The 24,927-nt window shown below is 43.4% G+C and carries 15 protein-coding genes; 3 read left to right on the top strand and 12 right to left on the bottom strand.

Annotated elements, in window-relative coordinates:
* Positions 1-44: 44 nt before the first annotated feature.
* From rph to CIK80_RS09235, 4 genes are all read right to left on the bottom strand, one after another.
* Entirely contained in the window at positions 45-761 is a 717-nt protein-coding gene (gene rph / locus CIK80_RS09250; protein WP_095569770.1) for a ribonuclease PH, read from the bottom strand.
* Between the two features lie 305 nt (positions 762-1,066).
* Positions 1,067-2,914, bottom strand: coding sequence for an AMP-binding protein (locus CIK80_RS09245; RefSeq protein WP_095569769.1), 1,848 nt, complete (start codon positions 2,912-2,914; stop codon positions 1,067-1,069).
* 455 nt (positions 2,915-3,369) lie between these two features.
* Positions 3,370-5,103 (bottom strand): AMP-binding protein, encoded by a 1,734-nt coding sequence (locus CIK80_RS09240; RefSeq protein ID WP_095569768.1) that lies wholly within the window; start codon positions 5,101-5,103, stop codon positions 3,370-3,372.
* A 361-nt stretch (positions 5,104-5,464) separates the two neighbouring features.
* Positions 5,465-7,240, bottom strand: coding sequence for a VWA domain-containing protein (locus CIK80_RS09235; RefSeq protein WP_257011728.1), 1,776 nt, complete (start codon positions 7,238-7,240; stop codon positions 5,465-5,467).
* Between the two features lie 392 nt (positions 7,241-7,632).
* Here CIK80_RS09235 and parC point away from each other — a divergent pair, with 392 nt between their 5' ends.
* On the top strand, positions 7,633-9,951 hold the full coding sequence (gene parC, locus CIK80_RS09230; RefSeq protein WP_095569766.1) for a DNA topoisomerase IV subunit A: 2,319 nt from the start codon (positions 7,633-7,635) through the stop codon (positions 9,949-9,951).
* Between the two features lie 141 nt (positions 9,952-10,092).
* Here the strand turns inward: parC and CIK80_RS09225 are convergent, their stop codons facing one another.
* The 3 genes from CIK80_RS09225 to CIK80_RS09215 form a co-directional block, all read right to left on the bottom strand.
* Positions 10,093-10,572, bottom strand: coding sequence for a BLUF domain-containing protein (locus tag CIK80_RS09225; protein WP_179288360.1), 480 nt, complete (start codon positions 10,570-10,572; stop codon positions 10,093-10,095).
* 354 nt (positions 10,573-10,926) lie between these two features.
* Positions 10,927-11,400 carry a BLUF domain-containing protein gene (locus CIK80_RS09220; protein WP_095569764.1) on the bottom strand — a complete coding sequence of 158 codons (474 nt, stop codon included), beginning with the start codon at positions 11,398-11,400 and terminating at the stop codon, positions 10,927-10,929.
* A gap of 196 nt (positions 11,401-11,596) precedes the next feature.
* Entirely contained in the window at positions 11,597-12,169 is a 573-nt protein-coding gene (locus CIK80_RS09215) for a hemerythrin domain-containing protein (RefSeq protein ID WP_095569763.1), read from the bottom strand.
* 373 nt (positions 12,170-12,542) lie between these two features.
* Between CIK80_RS09215 and CIK80_RS09210 the strand changes: the two genes are divergently transcribed.
* Complete coding sequence (locus CIK80_RS09210; protein WP_257011727.1) at positions 12,543-13,367, top strand: Cof-type HAD-IIB family hydrolase; 825 nt, start codon at positions 12,543-12,545, stop codon at positions 13,365-13,367.
* 23 nt (positions 13,368-13,390) lie between these two features.
* Here CIK80_RS09210 and CIK80_RS09205 read toward each other — a convergent pair whose 3' ends face one another.
* Complete coding sequence (locus CIK80_RS09205; RefSeq protein ID WP_095569762.1) at positions 13,391-13,654, bottom strand: hypothetical protein; 264 nt, start codon at positions 13,652-13,654, stop codon at positions 13,391-13,393.
* A gap of 569 nt (positions 13,655-14,223) precedes the next feature.
* Here CIK80_RS09205 and CIK80_RS09200 point away from each other — a divergent pair.
* Positions 14,224-15,360: an extracellular solute-binding protein gene (locus CIK80_RS09200; RefSeq protein WP_095569761.1), complete on the top strand. Its 1,137-nt coding sequence runs from the start codon at positions 14,224-14,226 to the stop codon at positions 15,358-15,360.
* Between the two features lie 68 nt (positions 15,361-15,428).
* Here CIK80_RS09200 and CIK80_RS09195 read toward each other — a convergent pair whose 3' ends face one another.
* The 4 genes from CIK80_RS09195 to CIK80_RS09180 all read right to left on the bottom strand — a co-directional run bounded on the left by CIK80_RS09195 (position 15,429) and on the right by CIK80_RS09180 (position 24,851).
* Entirely contained in the window at positions 15,429-16,640 is a 1,212-nt protein-coding gene (locus tag CIK80_RS09195; protein WP_257011726.1) for an FUSC family protein, read from the bottom strand.
* 184 nt (positions 16,641-16,824) lie between these two features.
* Positions 16,825-18,246: an FAD-dependent oxidoreductase gene (locus CIK80_RS09190; protein ID WP_062845492.1), complete on the bottom strand. Its 1,422-nt coding sequence runs from the start codon at positions 18,244-18,246 to the stop codon at positions 16,825-16,827.
* A 164-nt stretch (positions 18,247-18,410) separates the two neighbouring features.
* Entirely contained in the window at positions 18,411-22,874 is a 4,464-nt protein-coding gene (gltB, locus tag CIK80_RS09185) for a glutamate synthase large subunit (RefSeq protein ID WP_095569759.1), read from the bottom strand.
* An 885-nt stretch (positions 22,875-23,759) separates the two neighbouring features.
* A complete protein-coding gene (locus CIK80_RS09180; protein ID WP_095569758.1) occupies positions 23,760-24,851 on the bottom strand; it encodes a hypothetical protein in 1,092 nt (363 codons plus the stop codon).
* Positions 24,852-24,927: the final 76 nt, after the last annotated feature.

The following is a 24,927-nucleotide window of genomic DNA, read 5'->3' as shown; positions in this document are numbered from 1 at the left end:
GCAGGTTTAAAAGGGCTGATAAAATGCTCAATACAAAAAACAGACTACCAACCTAAAGCGGTTTGTTGCAATTTGATCAATTCAGCAATACCCTTTTCTGCCATTGCGAGCATATCATCAGCCTGAGCACGGGTGAATGGTTTTTCTTCGGCCGTACCTTGTAGCTCAATGAACTCACCTTTTTGTGTCATGACAACATTCAAATCAGTGTCACAACTGGCATCTTCTTCATAGTTTAGATCCAAATAGGCTTCGCCATCTTTCATACCGACAGAGACAGCAGCAACCAAGCCAATCAACGGATCTGCTTTGAGTTTTTTGGTTCTTTGAAGACTTTCTAACGCATCAACAAGCGCAATCGCTGCACCCGTCACACTTGCAGTACGAGTACCACCGTCCGCTTGCAACACATCACAATCAAGGTAAATGGTATTTTCGCCAAGCTTGCTCAAGTCAATCATGGCTCGTAAGCTACGACCAATCAAACGCTGAATCTCTTGCGTTCGACCTGATTGCTTACCACGTGCCGCTTCACGCTGGTTGCGAGTGTTGGTCGCTCGTGGCAACATGCCGTATTCGGCAGTGATCCAACCTTTACCCTTGCTTTTTAGCCAGCGCGGTACACCTGATTCGACACTGGCAGTACACAGCACTTTAGTATCGCCGAAGCTTACCAATACTGATCCTTCGGCATGCTTAGTATAATGGCGCTCAAAGCTGATCGAGCGAAGTTGGTCAAGCTCACGATTGTCAATACGCATAAAAATTCCTAGTACAATGTTTTAAAAGCAGTGTCATAAAAATAACAAATTTGGTGCCGTTTGGCTGTTTATATATCTCAATAGATAAGTAATCAGTTATTGGTATATATCTGAGTAAATGATGAACAGACGTTTTGGTATGCTCAAAAAGACAGCCATCCTAACGTGACAGCGGCGCAATAGCAAGATTCACTCAAGCTATAACGCCGCGGTTTTGCTAAAAAGCTGATGCAATCATAAAATGGCGCACTGATTACTCTAACGGCCTTACGCTCATATTTTTACTTATCTTTATTGTGATACCCTTATTCTAGGCCTTCCATCTTACGCAATTCTTTACGCAGGATCTTACCAACGTTTGACTTTGGTAATTCATCCACAAACTGGATATGACGGGGACGCTTATAGCCAGTCAGCTGTTTTTTACCAAAATCTAGCAATTCTTGTTCTGTGACTTCGCCCTTTTTGACCACAAATAATTTTGGTTCTTCACCGCGCTCTTCATTTGGCACTCCAATAGCACCGCACTCTGCCACCGCTGGATGCTCACTCATGGCCTCTTCGATCTCATTTGGATAGACATTAAAACCTGAGACCAAAATCATGTCTTTTTTGCGATCGACAATTTTAATGAAGCCCTTTTCATCCATGATACCGATATCACCCGTTTTTAGGTAACCATTAGCGGTAAAGGTTTCGGCGGTTTCTTTGGGGCGGTTTTGATAGCCAATCATTACTTGTGGCCCTTTAACACATATCTCACCGCGATCGCCCATGACCACTTCATTTTCGTCGTCATCGATCAGTATCACGTCCGTGCTAGAGGCAGGAATACCAATCTTGTTGGTGAATTCAGCGATGGTCATCGGATTAAAGGCGACTACAGGCGACGTCTCAGACAGACCATACCCTTCTACAATAGGCAGACCTGTGACGTTGTGCCATTTTTTGGCCACACTTGGCAACACTGACATACCGCCACCAATAGAGGCTTTTAGATTGGAGAAATCTAGCTCTGCAAAACTGTCTTTATTCACCAAGCCATTAAACAAGGTGTTGACTGCAGGGATAAATGACGGCTTGTATTTGCCCATCTCTTTAATCAAACCATCAAGATCGCGTGGATTTGGGATCAGTAAGCCTGCATAACCCTGATACATGCCGTACATACCGCAAACCATAAATGAGAACACATGGTACAGTGGCAATGCGGTCAAAATAACATCACCTGCCTCCACGTCATCTTCAAACGCACTGTTCATAAGGGCGCTGATTTGTAGCATGTTGGCGACTAAGTTGCCATGAGACAACATTGCGCCTTTGGCTACACCCGTCGTACCGCCCGTATATTGCAGCAATGCGACGTCACTTAAGCTCAAATCAGGGCGTTTATAATGACTGGCCGATACTGCATTTAGCGCATGCTTGAAGCTCACACTATCCGGTAAATGATAAGCTGGAATCATTTTTTTGATGTGACGTGCTACAAGGTTGACCACAGCACCTTTAACAGATCCTAACATATCGCCAATTTTGCAGACGATCACATGCTCCACTTGACCTTTGTCTTCTGCTTCTTGATAGGTTTTTGCAAAATTTTCTACAATGAATAAGGCTTTAGCGCTACTGTCATGCAGTTGATGCGACAGCTCTCGGCTGGTGTATAAAGGATTGACGTTGACCAATACCATACCTGCGCGGATGATACCCAAAGCAACCACTGGATACTGCAACAAATTGGGCATCATGACCCCAACTTTATCACCTTTGACCAATCCTAATGATTGTAGATAGCTGGCAATTTGACGACTGTATAAATCCAATTGCTTATAACTGATTTCAGCGCCCATACAAATATAAGCAGTTTTTTTGCCATAGCGGCTAAAATTACGCTCAAACACTTCCAACAAAGAGGTATTGTCGTCTGGCATATCGATAGTAGCATCAATGCCATAGCGCTCATAAGCACTTAACCAAGGTCTATCGCTAGGGATGGTCGGCATGGTAGGGAATGCATTTTCTTGATAAATATTGTCTTGATAAACGGTGTCTTTATGAATACGGTTTTTATCAGCGCTGCTCTTATGAGCACTGTCTTTATTGTTGGTTGCAGCTTTATCGTTTGCTGTCTCTTTATTGATATTATCGGTCATAACCTTCCCTAAACGTTACTATGAAAAATGTAGAATATTTTAACGAAAACACCATTTTTTATGATTGATCAGTGACAGCAAACCCTTATGAATGCATACAGCAATAATCCAATTGGTTTATCATTCATAAGCTGGTCAATAAAAGCGTCTTATCAGGCCCGTGATAGGTGGCGCAATCATTTAGCAAAACCAAATTGGCTATCATTTTTGCCATCATGGTTTATACAGTAACACCGACGTTTTTTAGATACTTATAAAAATACGTCGCTGAGCACTATAGCAGTTTTGCTAGAGTTTCTCTATCTATACTAGCACTGTTAAAACGCTCAAAATGCTGAAAATAAAAAACGATAAGGCTGCCTATGAGCAACCTTATCACTTGTAGCTAACGCGACCCTATAACTATTACAGTCTCTTACATATGCTGTCGTTATAACTCTCTACCGTGTGAGCAATCACGATTGGCCGTGATTCTTTTCTTCAAGCGCGCGTAGGTCTTTACGTAAGATTTTACCCACATTCGATTTTGGTAGCTCATCGATAAATTCAACATAACGAGGGCGCTTATAGCCGGTCAGATTTTCTTTACCATAGGCGAGAACCTCTTCAACCGTCAAGCTATCATCACTGCGTACGACATAAATTTTTGGTACTTCACCACTTTTTTCGTCTTCGATACCAATGACGCCGCACTCCAGAATCTTTGGATGACCTGACATGGCATCTTCAACTTCGTTTGGATAAACATTAAACCCTGAGACCAAAATCATGTCTTTTTTACGATCGACAATTTTAAAGTAACCGTCTTCATCCATCACGCCGATATCACCAGTACGGAAATAACCATCATCCGTCATAACTTCTGCCGTCGCATCCGCGCGCTTCCAGTAACCCTTCATGACTTGTGGACCACGAACACAAATCTCACCGCGCTCACCAAGGGTGACTTCATTGCCCTCTTCATCCAAAATGGCCATATCGGTCGAAGGCATTGGCAGACCAATATTACCTGAGAACTCGTTAGTGCCTTCTGGATTGGCTGAAGCAACTGGAGAGGTCTCTGATAGACCATAGCCTTGAACAATGATATTGCCCGTTATTTTTTGCCATTTAGCCGCTGTGTCTTTTAATACTGCCATACCGCCACCCATAGACATCTCAAGCTTGCTATGGTCTATGGCTTGGAACTCTTCACTATTTGCAAGGGCGTTAAATAACGTATTGACCGCTGGGAAGAATGCAGGCGGATATGCTTTATAGGCTTTAAGCAAGCTATCAAAGTCACGTGGGTTTGGTACAAGTAGACCGATACAACCACGATACAAGCCAAACATACCGCAAACGGTGAATGAGAAAATATGATATAAGGGCAGCGCTGTCATGATGACTGGCTGCTCATCTAGCTTTTCAAATTTATCAAAAGCATCGCCCAAGTAAACATCACACTGGATAAGGTTTGCCACTAAGTTGCCATGTGTGAGCATCGCGCCTTTGGCAACACCCGTTGTACCACCGGTATATTGCAGAACTGCCACATCGTCAAGGCCGATATTATCAGGACGCTTATAGTGATCAGCAGAAAAACGATTCAGCGCCTTTTTAAATTTAACACTGCCTTTGATACTATAATCAGGCACCATTTTTTTGACATGACGAACCACCGCAGTCACGATAAAGCCTTTTAGTGGGCTCATAAGGTCGCCCATGGAAGTAATCACAACATGGTCAACCAAGTCTTTACCAATGTCTTGGTAGGTTTTGGCAAAGTTTTCTAGCAAAATAAGCACTTTGGCATCAGAGTCTTCTAACTGATGTGCCAGCTCCTTGGTGGTATAAAGTGGGTTAACATTGACCAACGTCATGCCCGCGCGCAGTACACCTAGGACAGCAACTGGCAGCTGTAAAATATTGGGCATCATCACCGCCACTTTATCGCCTTTTTTTAGCCCCAACGATTGCAGATAAGCTGCCATCTGTTTGCTATAGCGATCTAATTCTTCATAGGACAGTTTGACATCCATACACACAAATGCTGTTTTGCCAGCATAGGTAACAAAGTTTTTTTCGAGTATATCGATTAAAGAGGTATTGGCAGCTGGCATCGTGATGTCATACTGAATACCAAGTTTTTCGTAAGTTTTGAGCCATACTTTATCATTGCGACGAACGGGGTTGCCCTGATTTTCCATAATCTTTTTTCTCCTAGTCATAGTACGCGATCGATTACTCATATAATCACAGTGTGATATACATACAAAAACTTAGCATTTAGGCTTATGCTGGTAAGCAAAGTCGCCATGTTATCGTATGAGCATGAGCAAACAACATAATGGTCAAAAACCCTCTTCTAATTAACATACACACTTTATACAGACTACTCAATACAAAAGATTGTTACTTGCGTTCGCAAACAGATTTGACGATGAATAATCTTATGTATAGCGCCTTTATTCACTCCTAATAGTTAGAAAAATATTCATACTTTTTAGTGATGATCTCTTCATAAATCTCATACCTGCACCTATGTTTTTATTGATGACTTATTGCCGTTTATGACTTATTGCTATCAAGTACCGTAGCAAGCTCTGTTAAGGTGACAAAATTGCGACGTATGCCGTCTTTATCACTGCTTGGTTGACGAGCGAGCACACTACTCGCCAGTTTTTTACTATCAGCATACTGCCAATCATTGATGTATTCATTTTGAGTTAACCGCTGACCAAAACCTGCCACTGCCACCGCAAACTGAGTATCGATATTAGCACTATTTAACGCACGACTGGTTTTATCAATCGGTTGACTAAGAAGCTTTGAGCCGCCGCCTGCTGGTGCTTTATAGCGAATTTTTAGATAGGCTAATTCATTTACATTCTGTGTGTTTTGGGTGCTAGATTTGCTGTTGTTACTGCCATAACGGCGGTCGCTATACAGACCTTTTTTACCTTTAGGTGTCACTTCAAATAGTGCAATCACTGCTTTTCCTGCCCCAAGCTCTCCTGCGTCCACCTTATCATTATTAAAGTCTTGTTCGTCCAGCACCCGATTTTCGTAACCGATTAAGCGCCACTCGCTGACCACATCAGGGTTGAACTCAACTTGGACTTTGACGTCTTTGGCGACCGTATTAAAGGTCGCAGCCAGCTCATCACCAAAGACTTTTTTGGCTTCGGTCAGACTGTCGATATAGCTGTAGTTGCCGTTACCATTATCCGCCATTTGTTCCATCATATAATCGTTTAAGTTGCCGCGTCCAAAGCCGACTGTCGATAAGGATATACCACGATCACGATTGGCTTTGACCAGCGTTAACATGTCGTCGACATCGCTGATTCCGACATTGAAGTCGCCATCAGTCAACATCATAATACGATTGATACCATTCTTTTTCATGGCTTGCTCAGCTTGTCTGTAAGCCAGCTTCAACGCATCTTCACCATTGGTGGAGCCTGCTGCGTTCAAGCTTTCAATTGCGGCCAGTATTTTGGTTTTTTGGTCGCCGCTGGTCGCAGGCAATGCCACCGTGGTACTGCCAGAATAAGTGACGATACTGACGCTGTCTTCTGCGCGCATTTGCTCTGTCAGTAATTTGAGAGAGGATTGCGCCAATGGCAGCTTATCGAGAGAGGACATAGAGCCCGACACATCGACCAAAAATACGAGGTTGGCAGGTGGCATCGACTGCGCATTACTATTTTTAGACCAATTACTATCAACGGCCTTGATACCAACTTTGATAATCTTGTTATCCTGATCTGCCCTGTCCCATGGCGAATCGACCACGTCAGTTGCCACCACAAAGGGCGCATTATTAAGGCGTTTACCATCGTCAAACTGATATTGAAAATAGTTGATCAACTCCTCTACTCGCACCGCATCGATAGGCGGTAGTCGACCTTCATTCAGATAGCGACGCACATTGGCATAACTGCCCGTATCAGTATCAATAGATAAAGTAGAAACCGCCATTTCTGTCGTACGATGTACAGGATTGGCCTCACTCTTTTGATAATTGTCGCGCTCTTGAGGCGGTATGCTGATACTTGGTACTGAACGGATACCCATTTGAGGCGCCGCGCGTATCAGCATATTACTGCTTACAGCATTTTGCATAGTCATGACAGGCTCTGATGCCACAACGCTCATTGAGTCAACAGCGCTTTGATTAGCCGCCTCTTGATTAATCGTGCTACTACTCGGTTCTGATACTGGCGGAGTCATTTGAGATGAACTACAAGCACTCAGCCCCGCACCGATAACCATAATGGCCAACAACGCACTTTTTGTTAAGTAATGAGGATATTTTTGTGATAAACAGACAGGCGACATAGCAAATACTCCATAAGTCACATAGATCAATGATGAATTGTCCGTATTCATCTATTTATGATAATTTGTGCCACCCAGTCACACCGTATTTTTTAAAAAATAGATAATAGGTGTGTAGAGAAAATGGCTATATCACATCGCTAGATTTTACGTTCATAAGTAAAATGATAAAAAATATTTAGATTAACTATACTTAAGTTATTTTCTAAAAGCTATTGATTAAAGTGCGGTTCAGAGTATGGTTTAAAACGATATGAGCACGTCATGCATTGTCGTCTATTCTGACTTGCACCTTTTTAATTGCCGCAATATCCTTTACGATAGCACTATCCTTATTGTCTACTTGCCCCATTTATTAATACCTATTAAAACTCAAAAGTGAACCCTATTTTATGTCCGATGTTATTGATCATACGATTGACCCAATCATTCCAAGTGAACCGATGGATACCCGCTCAGTCGCAGAATTCACTGAGCAAGCCTATCTCAACTATGCCATGTACGTCATCATGGATCGAGCGTTGCCCAATATCGCTGACGGTCTCAAGCCAGTACAGCGTCGTATCGTCTATGCCATGAGTGAGCTTGGTTTAAAGTCTTCTGCCAAAGCAAAAAAATCAGCGCGTACGGTTGGTGATGTACTGGGTAAATACCATCCACATGGTGACAGTGCGTGTTATGAGGCGATGGTACTGATGGCACAGCCGTTTAGCTACCGCTATCCGCTGATTACTGGTCAAGGCAACTGGGGTAGTCCTGATGATCCCAAATCCTTTGCGGCAATGCGTTATACCGAAGCCAAAATGTCTGACTATGCCAATACCTTGCTCGCAGAGCTTGGACAAGGAACAGTCAACTGGCAAGACAATTTTGATGGTACGATGCAAGAACCAACTACCCTACCTGCTCGTTTGCCTAATATATTGCTAAATGGGACAACTGGTATCGCCGTTGGTATGGCGACCGATATTCCACCGCATAATTTAAATGAAGTGGTACGCGCAGCCATTCGTTTGCTCAAAAACCCTGAGCTGTCCGTCAAGCAGTTAACTCAGTCGATACCTGCACCTGACTTGCCAACGCCAGCCGAAATCATTACCAGTAAAAAAGACTTGCAAGCAATGTATGAGAGCGGCCGTGGCAGCTACAAAATGCGCGCCACATTCCATATCGATAGCAAAGAAAAAAACCTTGTCATCATTGATGCACTTCCCTATCAAGTCTCAGGCAACAAGATTCAAGAGCAAATCGCCAAGCTCATGACCGACAAAAAACTGCCCTGGATTACTGACATTCATGATGAGTCAGATCACGAAAACGCTTGCCGTATCGTACTTGAGTTGCGATCAGCGCGCGTCGATGTTGAACGCGTGATGAGTCATTTGTTTGCCAGCACGGATCTAGAAAGCAATTACCGCGTCAACATGAATATGATTGGGCTAAACGGGAAGCCGCAAGTCAAAAACCTGAAAGAAATCTTAGAAGAATGGCTTATTTGCCGCCGCTCTGTCGTCACGCGCCGTTTGCAATTTCGCCTCGATAAAATCGATAAGCGCTTGCACATCCTTGCAGGTTTGCTAATTGCGTATCTTAATATTGATGAAGTCATTCGTATCATTCGTGAAGAAGACGATCCAAAAGCAACGTTGATGCAAGATTATGATCTGACTGACATTCAAGCCAATGCCATCTTAGATATTCGTCTGCGTCAGTTGGCACGATTAGAAGAGATTGAACTGCGCCGCGAGCAAGATGAGCTGGCCGCCGAACGCGCCATCATTCAAGAATACTTGGACAATCCAGACAGTCTGACCAATCTGATGATTGATGAGCTGACTGCCGATATGAAAGAACATGGTAACGAGCGTGTATCACCATTGGCAGAACGCGAAGAGGCGCAGGCACTAAAAGAGTCTGACTTGGTGCCAAGCGAGCCTGTGACCGCCATCCTATCAAAAGCAGGCTGGATTCGTGCCGCCAAAGGCCATGATGTCGATGCGGCTGGTATGAGCTATCGTTCAGGCGATAGTTATCAAGCACACGTCCGCGGTAAATCCAACGAAAAAATCTACGTGCTCGATAGCACCGGACGCAGTTACAGCATTGATGCACACAACCTTGCTTCTGCGCGTGGTCAAGGCGATCCGCTCACCAGCGTGTTGAAGCCACCAGCAGGTGCGAGCTTCGAGCAGTTGCTCACGGGTGATAATGATCAACGTATCATTCTCGCCAGCTCAGCAGGTTATGGCTTTATCAATACCCTTGGTAATTTGGACAGCAATCAAAAAGCGGGGAAAAATATCATTACTTTAACAACTGACAGTCGCTTGCTACCAGTTGCGCGTATCGATGTGCCAGCAGATATGGTTAACAGTAGTAATGACAATAGTGAAGCAACCAGCAGTCGTGCAAACGCGGCACCCGACCATCTCGCTGTCGTAACCAACGCCGGATACTTATTGATATTTGCGCTTGATGACTTACCTGAACAAGCACGCGGTAAAGGCAACAAATTGATTAAGTTAAAAGAGGACGAAGAGGTATTGGCCATTACACCGCTGAGTCAGCAAGACAGCCTAATCATTACCGCTGGCAAACGTCATGTGACGCTAAAGCCCAATGACTTGGCCAACTATACAGGTACTCGTGGTAATCGCGGTGGTCAGTTGCCGAGGGGCTTTCAGAATGTGACGAGTGTTGAGGTTGGATAGTAAATTTCAGTGCCTAAATTTTGCAAAGCTGAGTTAAAAGTCCAGCTATGACTCATCAAAAAGCCGCCTATAGATACTATATAGGCGGCTTCTTTGCATCAGCTAAAGCAGCTGACAAGATAGTAAGCAAATACTACCCATTTAAAATTTACTAGATTCAGTATCTGCAAATATTGCTTCTATAAAACTGGTTATTTGCGTACTTTTCATGAGATAAGGGTTGAAGTCAGCACCTGCTGAGAAGTTTCTCAGGGCGTATTCTTCGTCTTCAGCGCTTGAGGTTAAATACTTTATTAAAAAACCATCCCACTTGCGTGCTTCTATTTCTTTGACTTCAACGATATGAGGTAAAAGGTGCGAATACTCATTAATCAGTTTTGCTAAAACTTCATTAATAACAGTTCTTGACCCTTCTATACTTTGAAGCAAATAATCATCATTGATAACCAGCGCTGACGTTATATCGCTTTGTTCATTGTTTCTTCGCCACTGTTCAAGTATGCGAGTCAGCTCTACGCCGTTATTTTTTTCACTATTTTTACCAATATATGTCAGGCTGATGAGAATATGCTCTCCATTTCTCTTATGCTTTTCTGAAGTATGGCGAGTGTTTGTCTGCATAAGGGGTCCATTATATAAAAAGTTCATTTAATCAAGATAACGTCTAAAGCGGAATATAGCCCACAACGTTTGTCTGTCTTTTACTATGTTTTTGTATTCTAATGATCGTCTTATAGTCTGCCATTAGCGTTTTTATAAAGGAAACATGGCTATATTAAAAAAATAATATGGTGAGATTTATTATAGGGCAATGGTGGTAGAAAGCTGGCTCAGTCAAGGCAGCAGCGTTATGCTAATGATTAAAAGATATGAGTGGTGTATTCCTACGATGTTGGGCGACAGAACAGTGCAATTATCAAATGCTCCTTATTAAAAGTAATTAATCAAAACCGGTCTCTAGCTTCAATTAAGCTACTATACAATTTTATCCTCTGCAAAAATGGCATTTAGAAAATGTCTAATCTGAGTACTTTTCATTAAATAGGGATTAAAGTCAGCACCTGCTGAAAAATGTTGTAGCGCATATTCTTCATCTTCAACGCTCGATGTCAGATGCTTAATTAAAAATTTATCCCACGTGCGTACCTCTATTTCTTCAACTTCGATCACATTGGGTGAGATTTCTAAATACTCGCTGATTATTTTTGCTAGGGCATGATTGATGGCAGGTCTTGAACCTTGAATATTTTGAATAAAATAATTATCGTTAACGACCAAAGCTGAGGTTATCTCGCTTTTTTCAAAGTATCTGCGCCAATGCTCAAGAGCACGAGCCAACTCCACACCTGAATTTTTGTCAGTTTTTTTAGCAATATACGTCAGGCTAATGAGAATATGCTCTCCATTTCTCTTATGCTTTTCTGAAGTATGGCGAGTGTCTGTCTGCATCAGAAATCCTATTTATAAGAAATTCATTTAGATTAAGATACTATTTAATACTAAATACACGCAATAACATTTTTTCGTCTTTTGCCATGTTTTTGTATTTTTATAACATCTCGACCATTCCACCTAAATGCTTTTTAAAATATGTGAATATATTATATCAATAATTAGAACGTTTATTCTATGATTACTCATACATTCAATTCAAACCCAAAATAGGAATCACCAAATCCTCTTCATCTGTTAGATGCTGAGACAATAGATTGCTGACGTCAATCAAGGTCTTGTGCAATTGCTCCCCCAGTGCTTTGTCTTCGGCTTCACTGGTCGCAAGCTTCTCGTTTAATGCTTGCAGCTCATTTAATATTGCATCCAAGTGTATGTGGTCTCGATCCAGTATCTCAAAACCTGATTTTAGCTGCGGGTACATACGAATAAACGATGGGAAATACGCTTGATCCTCGATATTATGGTGATGATGCAATTTCATAATATACTGGTTGATTCGTGGTAAGAGTTGCACACGATATTCTGACCATTCAATACTACCAGAATGATAGGCATCGCTGATCTGCGTCAAAATATGCTGACGTTTACGTATATCAGCATGAATATTTAACCAGCCAGACGTTTTATAGACATACTCTGCGCTGAACCATTGAGCAGGTGGCAGTTTGTCATATAAAAATAGCCAATCTGCTTGAAGGCGACTGTTAGGATGCCGCGGTGATAAGGCTTCTTGAGGATTCAATTTTTGAGTAAAGGCTGTCATGGTATTATCCTTATAAATTGGTTTTGCTTATTCGATCTCTTTATCAGCACTCATACATGATTCATCAATGCTTTTATAAACAACTTAAAGTTTGATAATCCGAAAATATTAATTAGATTTACTAAAACACTATAAGCAAATATGTAGAATATATATATAGCCAGCGGCGGTAAAATCAACCATAGCCTGTGTGATTGTTTGACTGAATACAACCAGCTGTCAATGCGTTACACAATCTAGTCAAAAATTTTTTCACTTACAATTGATGAAACGGTACGATAAAACCCATACAGATAAGCAACCAAACGCCATAAATGTGGCTAATTGCATTTTTACCACCCTCGCACCTGGGTGGAAATCACGAAGGATAATCATGTTTATTAAAGATAAGATTGCAAGAGAGATGATGAATAAGATAACCACGCCTAAGATTATATTCTTTGATATAGATGATACTTTGAGTCGTAATGGGATTATCGCTGAACATAATAAAGCGACCCTTGAGCAGCTGGCAGAGACGGATATTAAGCTGGTGATTTCAACTGGACGCTCGAAAGCCATTTTGCCTGATGATATTTTGGCACTACTGAATGCAGATATTTTGGATGCGATTATTTGTATGAATGGTCAATACAGCTTTGATCACAGTGGCATGATTAGCCATTATCCATTGAATGCTGAGCAGACCGATAAGATTTCTTATCTTTGCCAACAGAGCAACCTTATTCACAAGTTTGACTCAGCGACGCATATTGTATGGTCAGATGAAAACGAGCGTTTGCGTGACTATAATGCCAGAACGCCCAACTCTATCGTTGACCCAGAGTACTACAAGTCAAATACGGTTTATCAGTGTTCCGTATTTTTCAACGACCAAGAAGACAAAATGCAAGAGGTCGATTTTGAGAAATATGACTTGAAGCTGGTACATTGGCATCATATCGGTGCTGATATTCTACCAATTGAGGCGTCCAAAGCGCGCGGTATCAAAGACATGTGTGCGTATTATGGTGTGGATGTGCGCGAGTGCATGGCATTTGGTGACGGTATGAATGATCTTGAGATGTTTGATCTGGTCGGATTTGCAGTAGCAATGGGTGACGCAAAACCTGCTCTAATCGAGCGAGCAGATTTTGTCACAGGAACGATTGAAGAGTTTGGCATACAGGCGGTGCTAGGTCAGTTTTGTATAGCGTAGAAATTTTAGGCGCGCATTAGCACTCATGCTCGCCGAGCCATCTGATCATAAGCCCAAATACCAGTTTTATAAAGTCTTGTAATAATCAAAAACAACAGCCCAACTGTGAGAACATAAACCAACGTTGTCGATACGCTCGTTAGTGTCTCAATGCTAGCGGCCATACTAAGATAAGCCTCTAATGGCCAGCTTTCTACTGGCGTTCCATTACCCGCATTTAGGTAGGCGATAATACCGAACAGACCTATAAGAATAGTGATCATGCCAGCAAGTCTACGATTGTCCATTTCATCTCTCGTTTATCAAAATCAATTAACTGTCTTCTTCGTTGTGTAAGGCTTATCGTTGATTCATTTTAAAAAGTACGGTAATACTGGGATAAATAGTACGAGGCCCCTATAGTACAAAGTATAAAGCAAGCACCAAACATTTATGCCAATAGAAAACCGTTTCAAATATATCTTTTTTGTTTTGAGCTAACTATATCGAGCATTCATTGGTTTATCAAGCGTTCAAAATCAATGCTATGGCATCGTCGAACCACCATCGACCGCAATAGAATACCTAGTAATAGCTGCACTCAAATCAAAGGCCATAAGCAGAGCTAAATTGGCAGAATTTAGTCCATTTATATGACTATCGATTGAATTAAAGACAGGATCCAGTACAACGATAAGCATTTGGCTGAAGCTAAGTCTGAACTTATCGTAGCACGATTGCATACTGGCGTTATTGACTTTGCCCCTTTAAAAATCAAAGAACAATGACCATAATAGTAGGGTTACTTGCTTGTATTTACTGATTTATTGTTCATAAGCTTTTATCCATTTGTACTACCTTCTTTAGGAGAGAAATTTTGACCCATTTATCCTCGTCCCACCTACCCCTTAGCGCTACTGCCTCTCTCAGTCGCACGTTGCCAAAAGCCTTGTTGGCTATGACAGTGGGTTTGACACTTGCCAGCTGTAGCAACTCTGATAATGCATCGGCTGATGGTAGTGCTGCCGCGAGCGATGTGACGCTTAACTTGTATAACTGGTCAGAATATATGCCACAAGAGGTTTTGGATGGCTTTGAGGAAGAGACTGGTATCAATGTGAATTACACCACGTTTGACTCAAATGAAGCCATGTACGCCAAGCTCAAGTTGCTCGATGACTCCAGTCAATATGACCTTGCTATTCCATCGACCTATTATGTCGAAAAGATGGCCAAAGAAGGTCTCCTGCAAGAGCTGGATAAATCCAAATTAACCAATTTTAAAAACCTAGATACCTCATTTACCAATACCAAAGTTGATCCTGAAAATAAATATTCGATTCCTTATATGTGGGGTAGTACCGGTTTGGCAATCAATGGTGATACGGTTGATGCTAGCAAGGTAAACAGCTGGAACGACCTATGGCGTCCTGAGTATAAGGGTCAGGTGATGTTGACCAATGACGTACGCGAAGTATTCGGTATGACATTATTGACGCTGGGTTATTCAGGTAATAGCAGCAACCCTGATGAGATCAAAGCCGCTTATGATAAGCTGACGACCTTGATGCCAAATGTTAAAACCTTTAATTCTGATGCAACGCGTATGCCCTACATTGAAGGTGAAACGGCACTTGGTATGAGCTGGAACGGCGAAGCGGTCATGGCGAACGATGAAGGTTTGACCAGCTTGGTTTATAAATATCCCACTGAAGGCGCAATCTTGTGGATGGACAATTTCGTTATTCCAAAAAATGCCAAACAAGTCGATGCTGCGCACAAGTTTATTGATTACTTATTGCGTCCTGAAGTTGCCAAGATCGTCAGTGAAGAGATTGGCTATGCTTCACCTAATATCGCTGCACGTGAGCTCATGGACGAAGAAGTGCGTAATAACGCAACGATTTATCCTAGCAAAGAAATATTGGCCAAAGCTGAATTCCAAGAAGACGTGGGTGACGAAGCCTTGCAAGTGTATCAGCAGTATTGGGATAAGCTAAAAACGGGGCGTTAATCCCTTCTGCTGCACCCTTAATAATACCGGTAAAAATAAAAACGCTGACTTAAAAAGTCAGCGTTTTTTTATAAATGTAAATCTGTCTCACCGCCTTGCTGCTTTATTTTTCGCTGCTCACGACGCTGATAGCCCAGACCTGAAGCGGCATACCAATTCGGCTTGGTGGTCTGCAACAAGTCACTCAACTGTTGCAACTGCGCTTGCAAAGTCTTGGTTAACCAAAAGTATCCCTGCCACTCAAAAGCCAAATGATGGACGCTTGGGTATTCTGATACAGTAATGCGCGTAATGGGACGAAACATCTCATCACTTGGACTACGCAGCACGGCTGCCATATGTTGCATGGCCTGAGTTAGCTCATGCTGATAATGAATCAACAGCGTATGGTTTTCGTCATCGATCTCAATATTGGCCAAGCGCGGTGCCGCACTTAACAACAAATCAATGGTTCCAATAATATTACGATGCGTACGCTGAATGGTCTCTAAGGTCTCTTTTTTGATGCCTGATTCACTCGCAGTCGCTGCGATATGAGGACGTACCGCCAGTAATCGCTTATTGATCTGCTGTAATGAGGTGACCAGCACTTTATCAACGGGCACATCATTGGCGGGAAAAGCGACGGTATCTGGTTGCTTGGCAGCCTGCTCAGTTGTACCTTCTGTAGCATCAATATGATTGCCCACGCCTGCATAGAGACTGCCACAGGCCTCAAGGTTACTGGCCAATAAAAAGCGCCACATCAAGGTGGATTTCAGTGGCAGAATCAACGTCACTGCTACCGCAACACCGGTTCCAATTAAAATATTAAGGACACGGTAAATCCCATCTTGAGCGATAGTGCTATGGCCCAAATCTGAGACAATCATCAGCATAGTGATACCCGTCAGTAACCCTGTGTACCCAAGTTGCCTGATTGCCAAATAGCCAATGATGCCACTGAGCAAGCCAATGAGTGCATAATCTACCCATAACCACGCGCCGACATTGTGAGTAAACCAAAGCACACCAAGTGCGGTAACAATACCGAACAATGTACCAAGTACTCGCTCTTTGGCCTTGGTATAGATCGCTCCTTGATACTGTAACAAGCCCAATATGATAAAGACCGTAATGGTTGTCCATTCTCCATGAGGAAGATTGGTAAGTTTGTTCGCTAAAAACGCCAGTATTATTGCCACACCCAAACGTATGGCATGCAACACATCCACATACTGATAGCGAACATAAGGCTCAATAAACGGTGCGGTAAATCGTTGCCACATAGGTAATTTCACGCAAAACCACTCTTGTTAGTTGATGGTTAGAATCAGGAAGATAAATGACAAGCTACAAGTGAACATGCTAGCAGCCACGTCTGTATTTACAAAGCCATTCTCAAAAAAAACGTCTTTTGCCTATTAAAAGACAAAAGACGTTTGAGGTCAAAACTCATAACTACTTTAAGTAAAAAGCCTTTACTTATACTTCTAAGAAATCAAGGATACCTTCTGCCGCTTCACGACCTTCCCAGATCGCTGTAACTACCAAGTCAGACCCACGTACCATATCGCCACCCGCAAATATTTTCGGGTTATTGGTTTGGAACTTAAAGGTCTGTGACTCAAGAGCCAAAACCCGACCAGAACTGTCCATCGACACTTGCTGCGACTCAAACCAGTCAGCGGGACTCGGTCTAAAACCAAAGGCCATAATCACCGCATCACAAGGAATAATTTCTTCTGAATTGGGAATTGGCTCAGGGCGTTGACGACCACGGTTATCAGGCGCGCCTAGCTGGGTTGTGACGACTTTGACCCCATTCACTTTACCATTCAAGCCAATGATTTCGGTTGGTTGACGATTGAATAAAAACTCAACGCCCTCCTCGCGAGCATTGACCACTTCACGGCGCGATCCTGGCATGTTTTCTTCATCGCGGCGATAGGCGCAGACCACTTTTTCGGCGCCTTGACGGATACTGGTACGATTACAGTCCATGGCGGTATCGCCACCGCCCAACACCACAATTTTTTTGCCTTTGAAATCGATATACTCTTCAGGATTCTTTTCCCAGTCATTACAGCGATTCACATTGGCAATCAGATAATCTAGCGCATCATAAACGCCTTCTAGCTCTTCACCCGCAAAACCGCCGCGCATATAAGTATAGGTTCCCATACCCATAAAGACTGCATCATAATCGCTCAATAGCTCATCAATACTGATATCTGTACCGATTTCTGTTTCAAGACGGAATTCGATGCCCATGCCTTCAAAAATGACACGGCGATTACGCATCACGTCTTTTTCCATTTTAAACTCTGGAATGCCGAAAGTTAGCAAGCCGCCAATCTCTGGACGCTTATCAAAGACGACTGGCTTGACGCCATTTCTGACTAAAATATCTGCGCAACCGAGTCCTGCAGGTCCTGCCCCAATGATGGCAACCTTTTTGTCGGTCCAAACCACATCCGACATATCTGGACGCCAGCCCAAGGCAAAGGCTGTGTCATTGATATATTTTTCAACATTACCAATCGTCACAGCGCCAAAACCATCATTGAGCGTACAAGCGCCTTCACACAGACGGTCTTGCGGACAAACGCGACCACAAACCTCAGGCAGCGTATTGGTACGATGACACAACTCTGCTGCTTGAAAGATTTGTCCTTCGGTCGCAAGCTTAAGCCAGTTGGGAATATAATTGTGTACAGGACATTTCCATTCACAATAAGGGTTTCCACACTCAAGACAACGATGCGACTGCTGTGATACGGCTTCGCTCTCAAACGGTTTGTAAATTTCAACAAATTCCGTTGAGCGCGTGGCAATGTCTTTTTTCGCCGGATCGAACCTTGGTACATCTAAAAATTGGAAACTATTTTCTAAGCGTTTTGCCATGGTAAAAATCTCTTTTATAGTGGGCGGTGACAGCCAGCGATACTCAGTCAAACGACCATTTAAGACGCATGGGCAGCTGCTGTCACTTACCTGCTTAAAACCTGTGAGTTAAAATATTTCTAAAACCTATTGCCAAATGACCAATCAAAGTCATAACAGACCCCTTATTGAGGATCAGCCATGGTGGTTTTAAGAAGGCTCGCAATGTTCGCCGCTTTTGGCTTCACTAAGTAAAATTTACGAACGTAATGTTCAAAATCAGCCAGTATTGTCTGACCCCATGCACTGCCAGTTTTGTCTACATGCGTGCTGATCACTCGTTGCAAATAAATACGATGTTCTTCCGTTTGCTCGCTTGAGATACGGTTCAAATCAATCAGCTCATGGTTGCAGCGATCAAAGAAGTCGCCATCCATGTCGAGCACATAGGCGAAACCGCCTGTCATGCCTGCGCCGAAGTTAAGACCAGTGCGCCCCAGTATGGTAACGATGCCGCCTGTCATATATTCACAGCAGTGATCACCAGTGCCTTCAATAACCGCATGTGTACCTGAGTTACGAACCGCAAAACGCTCACCTGCTGTACCCGCTGCATACAATTTACCACCAGTGGCACCATACAAACAGGTGTTGCCAATGATTGCTGTGTCTTGTGCATTAAAGCTTGAGTCTTTCGGTGGATAAATGACAATCTCGCCACCTGCCATGCCCTTACCGACATAATCGTTGGCATCGCCTTCAAGCTCAATATTTAAACCGCCAGCATTCCATACACCCAAACTTTGCCCTGCCGTGCCTGTCAGATGCAACTTGATTGGCATATCGCTCATACCAAGGTTGCCCCATAGTTGGGCAATCTCGCCAGAAATACGGGCGCCGATAGATCGGTCACAGTTACCAACATAATAGCTATATTCGCCGCCTGTTCCTTGACGAATACTTAATAACATATCACTAATCATCTGCTCAGCAAGTAAACCTTTATCAAACGGCTCATTTCGCGTCACTTGACACGTTTGCGCTTTACCCTCTGCTGCTGGATGACTAAACAGCAATGGTGTTAAGTCAAGATGACGCTGCTTATCAGTATTTCCTTCTAATACTTCAAGCAAATCTGTACGTCCAACCAATGCTTCCATACTACTAACGCCAAGCGCTGCAAGCCACTCACGTGTCTCAGTTGCGACGAACTTGAAGAAGTTGATTAACATCTCAGCCTCGCCAATGAAATGATCATCGCGCAACATGGCTTTTTGTGTGGCAACGCCTGTCGGACAGTTGTTAAGATGACAGATACGTAGGTATTTACAACCAACCGCAATCATCGGTGTGGTACCGAAACCGAAACTTTCCGCCCCAAGAATAGCTGCTTTTACCACATCAAGACCCGTTTTTAAGCCACCATCCGTTTGTACACGGACTTTATCACGCAGTCCATTGACGCGTAACGACTGATGAGTCTCAGCAAGGCCTAACTCCCACGGTGAGCCTGCATGATGAATAGACGATAGTGGAGAGGCTGCTGTACCGCCATCATAACCTGAGATGGTAATCAAGTCAGCGTAGGCTTTTGCCACCCCTGTTGCGATGGTACCAACCCCAGGCCGTGAGACCAGTTTTACCGATACCAAAGCATCAGGATTGACTTGTTTTAAATCAAAGATCAGCTGTGCCAAATCTTCGATAGAGTAAATATCGTGATGCGGTGGTGGAGAGATCAGCGTCACACCCGGTACAGAGTAACGCAAGCGCGCAATCAACGCATTGACCTTACCACCAGGTAGCTGACCACCTTCACCTGGTTTTGCGCCTTGAGCGACTTTGATTTGCATCACTTCTGCTGAGCGCAGGTATGCTGGTGTAACGCCAAAACGACCCGATGCAACTTGCTTGATTTTAGAGTTGCGCAGCGTACCATAACGGGCTGGGTCTTCCCCGCCTTCACCAGAGTTTGAGCGTCCACCAATGGTGTTCATCGCCATAGCAATGGCTTCATGCGCTTCAGGAGACAATGCGCCCAATGACATGCCTGCTGAATCAAAACGCGTCAAAATCTCAGAGATGTCTTCAACATCATTAATATCAATACTATTGTAAGTCTTTAGCTGCAATAAATCACGCAACGTCGCGACTGGGCGGCTATTGACCAAATTTGCATACTGACGATAATTTTCATAATCGCCTGTGCGTACAGCCGTGTGCAAGCTGTTGATCACGTCTGGATTGAAGGCATGATATTCTTTGTTAAAGACAAACTTGAGCAAACCGCCTTGATCGAGTGGTGCACGACGTTTAAAGGCATTTGCTGCCAATTGCGCTTGATCGGCTGCCAAATCTTCAAAAGTTGCGCCTTTGATACGACTTTGCACCCCTTTAAAGCACAAGTTTACGACTTCTTCAGACAGTCCAACCGCTTCAAACAGCTGCGCACCGCGATAAGACACAATGGTAGAGATGCCCATTTTTGATAAGATTTTTAATAACCCTTTATCCAAGCCTTTACGGAAATTCACTCGCGCTTGAATCGGATCACCGAGCAGGTCACCCGTTGCGACCAAATCATCAATGACATCGTAGGCCAAGTATGGATAGATACAGGTCGCACCAAAGCCAATCAATACCGCCACTTGATGCGAGTCACGTGCAAGACCTGTCTCAACAATCAGGTTGGCATCGGTACGAATACCGCGGGCAATCAGATAGTGATGCACAGCGCCAGTCACCATAATCGCGTTGGCAGGCACTTTATCTGCGTCAATGGCTTTATCAGACAGTACGATCAACGTATTACCAGCACGGATGCTACTCTCTACCTGCTCACAGATACTCTTAATGGCATCAGACAAGCTCAGGGTGCGATCATAGTTCAAGTCAATACGAGCGGTTTTGAACGCTGGATCATTCAACGTTTCAAGCTGCTGCATTTTACTGGCTGACAATACTGGCGACGATAAAATAATACGATGTGCGTCTCTTGCTGAGGGCGCAAACACATTGGTTTCTGCGCCTAGGCACGTTTGTAATGACATTACGATAGATTCACGTAATGGATCAATCGGTGGATTGGTTACCTGCGCAAACTGCTGACGGAAAAAGTCGCCGACATGGCGGATTTGCTGCGACAGTACCGCCATCGGCGTATCATCACCCATCGAACCCACTGGCTCTTGACCATTTTCGGCATTGGGACGAATGATTTCTGTGCGCTCTTCATTGGTGATGTGATACATCTTTTGTAAGGCTTTTAGCTTATCACCGCGGCAAGACTGCGCTGCCAAGGTTTCTTCTAAACGCTCATCATCACGAATACGTGTTGCCTCTTCACGCAGCCATTTGCGATATGGATGTGCCTTTTTAAGTAGGGTTGCAATGGCTTTAGTATCTAAAATTTGACCTGTCAACGTATCAATGACCAGCATTTGACCTGGGCCAACTCGGCCTTTTGCCAATACATCTTGCGGTGAATAATCCCAAACACCAACCTCGGAGGCGACCGTAATATAACCATTTTTGGTCGTCACCCAGCGCGATGGACGTAGACCATTACGATCTAACATACAAACAGCATAACGCCCGTCTTGAATGACCAAACCTGCTGGGCCATCCCATGCTTCCATATGCTGTGAGTAAAACTCATAAAACGCGCGTAAGTCCATATCCATGCTATCGACATTCTGCCACGCTGGTGGTACTAGGATTGACATCGCGTGGAATAGATTCATGCCACCTGACATCAGTACTTCAAGCATATTGTCTAAGCTTGAGGAGTCTGAGCCTGTGCTATTTACTAGAGGAGTTAGTTGATTCAACTCAGGCAATTTTTTAGATTTTAGCTTTGGTGTGCGCGCCTCAGACCAATTACGGTTACCTGTAATGGTATTTAGCTCGCCATTGTGAGCAAGATAGCGGAATGGCTGAGCAAGCGGCCAGCGCGGTAGTGTATTGGTTGAAAAACGCTGATGAAAAACCACAATGTGTGAGGCCAAACGCTCATCTTGTAAATCTAAAAAGAAGGCTGGCAAGTCTGATGGCATTACCAGACCTTTATAAATAATCGTCTGACAACTCAATGAGCAAACATAAAACAACTCATCTTCAGTCAGACGCTGCTCTGCCTTTTTACGCGCAACAAACAACTTACGGTTGAAATCATCTGCTGCCAAATCATCGGGAGCATTGACAAATACTTGCTTAAAATCTGGTAGCGTCTCACGACCAATCTCGCCGACGATACTCAAATCAAGCGGTACATCACGCCAACCAGCAACGTCTAGTCCTTGTGCCACAAGCTCATCGTTTAGCACTTGCTGGCTATGCTTGGCTTTTGTCTCGTCCGTATTTACGAACACCATGCCCACGGCAAAATTATCCGTAATGGTCAATTGCTGCTCGGCGGCAATATTTTTAAAAAACTTGGTTGGCATCGCCAGTAATAGGCCACAACCGTCGCCCGTTCTACCGTCAGCAGCAACACCGCCACGGTGGGTCATACAGCTCAAGCTATGAATAGCAGTTTTTACCAAATTATGGCTGGCTTCACCCTCAATGTGAGCAATCAAACCAAAACCGCAATTATCAGAAAAGTCATCTGGCGTGGCCAGGTGGGTTTGCGAGGAAATCATTGACATAGCTGGTCCTTTTAAGTAAACGGGTAGCGTATATATCCAATGCGGCACATAAGCTGACACCCGTAGGCAGAACGGGCTGATAATTAATATTCGTATATCAACATTAATAAATGGCGTGATGCACATACACATCATATCTGGAGAGGAAAATTAAAACTTGCCCTTTCCAGTCATTAGATGATGTTTTGACAGATAATTGGCATATTAACAGGTAGTCAGCAGTAACCCTTTACAATGGGAGGAAATACGACCCTGTATATCCGTTATTCATTCATCAATGATGTACTATCGCATCTTGAGTAACGCTTGTCACTGTATCATGCCTAGCGCTTAGAACTGATAAGCAAGGCTTTGAATGACAGTGCATTCGATTGGTTTTGAATATCTGACGCTCTGTATTCAAGCGCTTTAGTCACTCTAATCAGAGCGACCATAAGAGAGGTTGGACTACTTGTGAGCGTTTTAATTTAAACAGCAAGTAGTCACGCTTGAGACAACAAGTCTTAGTAAAATGCTCTATAAATGCCAGAAAGCTTACTAAATAATTGTTAAATATACAGTTTTTACGATAACTATACAGAACGTCGCCCACAGTTATATTAGTTAATGATTTGGAAAAAATCTAGTCTTTTCTATCAATTCATTAGCCATATTTTGTAAGACTACGTATTCCTATTGGTTATGAGACAAAAGAAAATACTAATCTGACACTAAATCAAAGTAATATTTCTCGACCTCAAATAGAGTAATTCTTACATATTCGCAGGTTTAATAAGACAACCTCAGCAATGATTAAATAATAATCCCTACAAAAAAACCCACTCAGTATGTCTACTAGTGGGTTCTTCGTATTTCTCATTATGACTAAATAACAATTATCACATACTAATTATTCTTATCTTCAATCAGCGCTTTCATACTATCAGGGTTAGTCTTAGGAGCAGCATTGGCGTTCCTGCTGGTGCTATTTGAATTTGCGTTACCGTTGGTAGTTGGCTGCTTAGGCGTTGGTACGACTGGCGGTTTTTTAGCAGCACCGTTATCTGTCTCAGATGCTGACGGTTTTTTATTGTCTTGGGTCGAAGGCTTGGTTGCGCCCTCTTCGCTTTTAGACGGTGCTGATGTGGCGCGATCTTCAAAACCAACGATGCGCTCTTCTGTAACGGATAACGTCTCAGAAGTATCGGCTGATTGACGAATGCTTTCGTCACCATAACTGGTTGATGATTGATTGCCCTGACCGTTGTTGCTTCCTGTATTTCGATCGTTATCCGTATCGCTAGCCTCTTGCGTTTGCTGACGCACAGGTACTTCGCGTTTGGTAGGCTTTAAGTTCACAGAACGTGTGCGCTTGGTGCTTAAGTCTTTGACAGGATCAGGACGCTCATAGTTATCGATGATACCAACATAACGGTTGATCTCTTCTGGTAATACACGCACATTATTGGGCAGTTTAAAGTCGATGAGTTTTGCTGCACCAATCGCTTCTTGCGGGCTGCTCATGATGCCATAGGTCAGCATATAGCGCACTTGCTTCTCATCATCGAGATAACGGAAGTAAGCAAATTTATCGCGGTCGTCACGGCCTTCTAAATAACTGACAATCACGTCATTTTCAGCCACATTCATGACCTGCACTGTCCACTTGCCCTTATTTGCCAGCAGATAACGTTTGTCTTTAAACTCTTTAGGATAGTTACGCAAATCCCGAACCGTCGTATCAAAACTGATAGGCTGTACATCTGTGTCTAGCTCATGTAATGATTCAATCTTCAATGGCTGTTTAAGCTCAGTACTTAGGGTTTGCGGTGTTGATATCGGGGCATTTTCGATTTTAGCACCCATCGCTGGCGTCTGACTCAACATCCAAATTAATGCTGTGAACACACCCAGTAGTAAGGTTACGACTAGCCATATCAAGGCTTGACGACGATATGATTGGCTAGCGGTACGAGGCGTCGATCTGAAAGCAGCCATGAGAGTATCCTTGGTAAAAATATAGGTAACCGCATGAAGTAAATGCGTGTCCAACTGATGTTATGGCCGACCAATA

Source organism: Psychrobacter sp. JB193 (assembly GCF_002285555.1).
Taxonomy (GTDB): Bacteria; Pseudomonadota; Gammaproteobacteria; order Pseudomonadales; family Moraxellaceae; genus Psychrobacter; species Psychrobacter alimentarius.
The sequence above is the reverse complement of the archived record's forward strand: the minus strand, read 5'-3'. Positions and strand labels throughout refer to the sequence as shown.